The 4,171-nt window shown below is 67.4% G+C and carries 5 protein-coding genes; 2 read left to right on the top strand and 3 right to left on the bottom strand.

What is annotated here, in order from left to right; all coding sequences use genetic code 11:
- Positions 1–130 precede the first annotated feature (130 nt).
- Positions 131–1,135 carry an SURF1 family cytochrome oxidase biogenesis protein gene (locus ABZW74_RS24125; protein ID WP_240862287.1) on the bottom strand — a complete coding sequence of 335 codons (1,005 nt, stop codon included), beginning with the start codon at positions 1,133–1,135 and terminating at the stop codon, positions 131–133.
- Positions 1,136–1,171: 36 nt separating this feature from the next.
- Between ABZW74_RS24125 and ABZW74_RS24120 the strand changes: the two genes are divergently transcribed.
- Entirely contained in the window at positions 1,172–2,179 is a 1,008-nt protein-coding gene (locus tag ABZW74_RS24120; protein ID WP_240862289.1) for a putative zinc-binding metallopeptidase, read from the top strand.
- A gap of 37 nt (positions 2,180–2,216) precedes the next feature.
- On the opposite strand, the gene ABZW74_RS24115 is transcribed toward ABZW74_RS24120, so the two are convergent.
- Together ABZW74_RS24115 and ABZW74_RS24110 are read right to left on the bottom strand one after the other, a co-directional pair.
- Entirely contained in the window at positions 2,217–2,693 is a 477-nt protein-coding gene (locus tag ABZW74_RS24115) for a low molecular weight protein-tyrosine-phosphatase (RefSeq protein ID WP_355279987.1), read from the bottom strand.
- A complete protein-coding gene (locus ABZW74_RS24110) occupies positions 2,686–3,372 on the bottom strand; it encodes an HAD hydrolase-like protein (RefSeq protein ID WP_355279984.1) in 687 nt (228 codons plus the stop codon). Before ABZW74_RS24110 ends, ABZW74_RS24115 begins: the two co-directional genes overlap by 8 nt.
- Positions 3,373–3,402: 30 nt before the next feature.
- Here ABZW74_RS24110 and ABZW74_RS24105 point away from each other — a divergent pair.
- Positions 3,403–4,171, top strand: a 769-nt coding sequence (locus tag ABZW74_RS24105; RefSeq protein ID WP_355279990.1) for an aminotransferase class I/II-fold pyridoxal phosphate-dependent enzyme, incomplete at its 3' end; no start/stop codon positions are given.

Below are 4,171 nucleotides of genomic sequence, written 5' to 3'. Positions count from 1 at the left end.
CCGCACGCCGTCGAGGACCGGCCGACTCTGGGTGACGGCGATCCGCCGACGACGACGGACCTGCGTGCGACCGTCACGCTGTCGCGTCGGGTGCAGGCAGCCTCGCTCGCGCTGGCGGTCGGAGTTCTGCTCAGCCGCCGTATCGGCGACTGAGTTTGTCGCGCACCCCGTCTGATGTCGCGGTCGCATCGGGTCCGGTGCCGACTTGGCCGACCTGACGTGACCCGGACACGACGCCGGCCGCTCGCAGGTCGCTGCGGACACGTCGTTTTCGTTCCGCGCGGGTGTCGGGGGTCGCTGTGGGCTCGGCGGCGTCGGCCCCGGGTGCGGCATCGCCCCCGGGCGCAGTGCCCCTGAGCAGGGTGTCACCGTCGGGTTCGGTGGTCACGGAACCGGCGCCCGCCCGCCTGCGGTGACGGATCTCGGAGAACAGGAAGTAGGCGGCACCGAGCGGCGCCATGATGCCGAACGCCAGCCACTGCAATCCGTACGAGAGATACGGTCCGGAATCCAACTGCGGCAGCGGGATCTCGCCGAGTGACCCCGGTTGCGCGGGAGACAGCTGAATGTAGAACCGATCCATCGGAGTCGCCGTCGCCCGGCCGATCTCGGCGGGGTCGATCGAGTACACCGCCAGCATCCCCTCCTCGGCGTGGGCACCGCGACCGGCGCTGGTGCCCTCGGGGGCACGGATCCTCCCGGTGATCGTCACATCGCCGGGTGGTACAGCCGGAATCGGCGGTGCCGCGCCCTCCCGCGGACGGACGTATCCGCGATTCACCGCGATCACCCGGTCGGTACCCGCCACGGCGAATGGCGTCACGACCTCGATCGCCGGCTGCTCGTCGACGTTGCGCAGTCGGACGAGCGCTTGATCCTGCGGCAGATAGCGTCCGCGCAGCGTCACCTCCCGCCATTCCTTCGACGGATCGAAGGCCGCGGTCGGCGCCAGTTGGGCCAGCGGGACCGGGTCGGTCTCGGCTGCGCTGCGGATGAGTTCGTTGCGCTGGTGGGTCGAGGAGTTCTTGCCCAACTGCCAGGGCGCGAGCAGCGTGAAGCACGCAACGGCGAACGCGATCACCACGACGCCCAGGGCGATCCACCCTGGACGCAATACGGATCGGAGCACGCGCACGCCTCAACGGTACCGAGACCGGGTAGCGTGGAACCAATGCGCGACTTCTTATGCCGCAAATGCGGTCAGCGATTGTCCTTCGAAAACAGCCTGTGTCTGCATTGCCAGAGTCCGCTGGGTTTCTGGCTGCCGACCCGATCGATCTACGTGCTCGACGAGTCCGGACGTACCGAGGTGGACGGTGTCCTCCTCGAACGGTGCGCAAATACCCAAGTAGCCCAATGTAATTGGCTTGTGAAGTGGACCGGTAAGCCGACGCGGTGCGTGTCGTGCAAACTCACCCGGACCCGCCCCGGTGACGACGACCTCGACGCTCTGCCGATCTTCGGCCAGGCCGAGACCGCCAAACGACGTGTGATCCTCGAACTGGACGAACTCGGCCTCCCGATCACCGGCCGAGACAATGACCCAAACACCGGACTGGCTTTCGATCTCCTCTCCAGCGCACACGAATCCGTGATCACCGGACACGACAACGGTGTGATCACCCTCGACCTCGCCGAGGGCGACGACGTGCACCGCGAGCAGATGCGCGTCGAACTGGCCGAGCCGTACCGAACCGTGCTGGGTCATTTCCGGCACGAGATCGGGCACTACTACCAACTGGTGCTCATCGATGACGCCGCACGACCCGGATTCGAAGAGCTCTTCGGCAACCCGGACGACGACTATCAGGCCGCGCTCGACCGCCACTATTCGCAGGGCGCGCCGGAAGGATGGCCCGAGCAGTACGTGTCGTCGTACGCGACGATGCATCCGGCCGAGGATTTCGCCGAGACCTTCGCGCACTATCTGCACATTCGCGACAGTCTCGACACCGCGGCGGCATTCGCGATGGCGCCGGCCGGTTCGACACTCGACGGTGTGCTGCCGGGCGACGTCGGGTTCGATCGCATCATCGAATGGTGGCTGCCGCTGTCGTGGTCGCTCAACCAGATCAACCGGTCGATGGGACACCCGGATCTCTATCCGTTCGTGCTGCCCGAGGCAGTGCTGAACAAGATCCGGTTTGTGCACAACCTGGTGAGTCCCGCAGACGAGTGAGCCGGCCTGGTCGGCGGCACGTGCCGCCGACCAGCGCTCACCCGTCGAGACGCTCGGTCGCCCAGGCGATCAGGCCGGGCATCGACCGTTCGATCTGCTCGCGCGTCACAGTGAAGTCGTCGTTGCCGCCGTAGTACGGGTCGGCGAGGTCGAGGTCGTCGGGATCGGCCGCCTCGTCGAACGACCGCAGTAGCCGGACCCGGTCCCCGAGACGTTTGCGCTCGAGTTCGTGGACATGCCCGGAGTCCATCGCGACCAGCAGATCCGCGTTGAAATGCTCCGGACCGAGTTGGCTGGCGACGTGTGCGTCGGAGTAGCCGTGCGCCAGCAATTCGGTACGTGCACGGTTGTCGGCGGGTTCCCCGACGTGCCAACCACTGGTACCGCAACTGGTCACCCGCACCGCGTCGCCGAGCCCCGCGTCGTCGAGTGCCGAACGAAAGATGTTCTGGGCCATCGGGGATCGGCAGATGTTGCCGGTACAGACGAAGCTGATGTGTAGCTGTTCAGACACCCAATACCTCGCGCAGATCTGCAATCGATGCGACCGTCCACGTCGCATCGCGGCCTTCGCCTACTTGAGAGTAACCCCATCCGACGAGAATCGCTGGAATCCCGAATCGGGCCGCACCGTCGACGTCGTGGCTGCGGTCGCCGATCATCACCACCGGCACCCGCGGATGGCGGGTCGCGGGGTCGACGGTGATGCCGAGTTCGTTCAGCGCGTGCTCGATGACGTCGGACTTCCGCCGTCGTGACCCATCGTCGCTGGCACCGGCGATCACCTGGAAGTACGACGCCAGCCCGAAGTGCTCGAGAATCGCCCGCGCCGTGTTCTGGTTCTTCGAAGTCGCGACGGCCAGCACCCGGCCGGTCGACGCGAGGTCGGCCAGGACGCGGTCCATACCGTCGAAGACGGAGTTCTCCAGCCAGCCGGTCTCGGTATACCGCTGCCGGTAGGCGGCCATCGCCTCGTCGGCGACCTCGGACGTGAGTCCGAGCGCCAGCAGCGAATCGATCATGGGCGGGCCGGCGATTCCGCGCACCACCTCGGGAGGGGGCTCGGGTGCGTCCACCGCGGCCAGGGCATGGCGGAAACTGTTGGCGATGCCCTCGAAGCTGTCGGTGATGGTGCCGTCGAGGTCGACGAGCAGCGTGGTGGCCGGATTGCGGGGGTCTGGCAGCGACGTCACCTCTTCATCGTGCACGTAATGTCTGAAGTCATGACATCCGGGTTGCGCGCACAAGGGGTGGGAGTTGAGGGCGGCCTGTACGCATTGGACCGTCACGGCGACCGAGACGCGCGTCCCGGTTTGGTCGATTTCGCCGTGAACGTGCGGGCCGGCGCACCCGACTTCGTGATCGACGCGGTACGCGACCGGCTCGACGACCTCGCCCGCTATCCGACCGCCGCCGACGAGGACCGCGCGATCGACGCGATCGCGTCCGCGCACGGTCGGGACCCGAGTGAGGTGCTGTTGCTGGCCGGGGCCGCCGACGGTTTCGAGATGCTGCCCAGGCTCGCGCCCGCACATGCGGCGCTGATCCAGCCGTCGTTCACCGAACCGGAACTCGTGCTGCGGGCGGCCGGCGTGCCCATCACCCAGGTCACGCTGCCACCGCCGTGGTGTCTCGGCGGTGACACGGCGATTCCCGAGCACGCCGATCTCGTGGTGCTGGGCAACCCGACCAATCCGACGTCGGTGCTGCACGCCCGCGAGGCGATCGCGGCGCTGCGGCGGCCGGGTCGCATCATCGTCGTCGACGAGGCCTTCGCCGATCTGACCGAAGGGCCCGACGGCCGGCCCGAACCGGAATCGCTGGCCGGTGAGTCCTGGCCGGACGTGATTGTGATACGCAGTGTGACAAAGACTTTCGGCCTTGCCGGGCTGCGGGCCGGCTATTTGCTGGCCGCTGCGCCGGTGATCGAGATGCTCAGTGCCGGGCGTCGGCCGTGGGCGTTGTCGACGCCGGCGCTCGCCGCGTTGACCG

Origin of the sequence: Gordonia sp. NPDC003585 (assembly GCF_040610755.1) — a bacterium.
In the GTDB taxonomy this organism is placed as follows: domain Bacteria; phylum Actinomycetota; class Actinomycetes; order Mycobacteriales; family Mycobacteriaceae; genus Gordonia.
The sequence above is the reverse complement of the archived record's forward strand: the minus strand, read 5'-3'. Positions and strand labels throughout refer to the sequence as shown.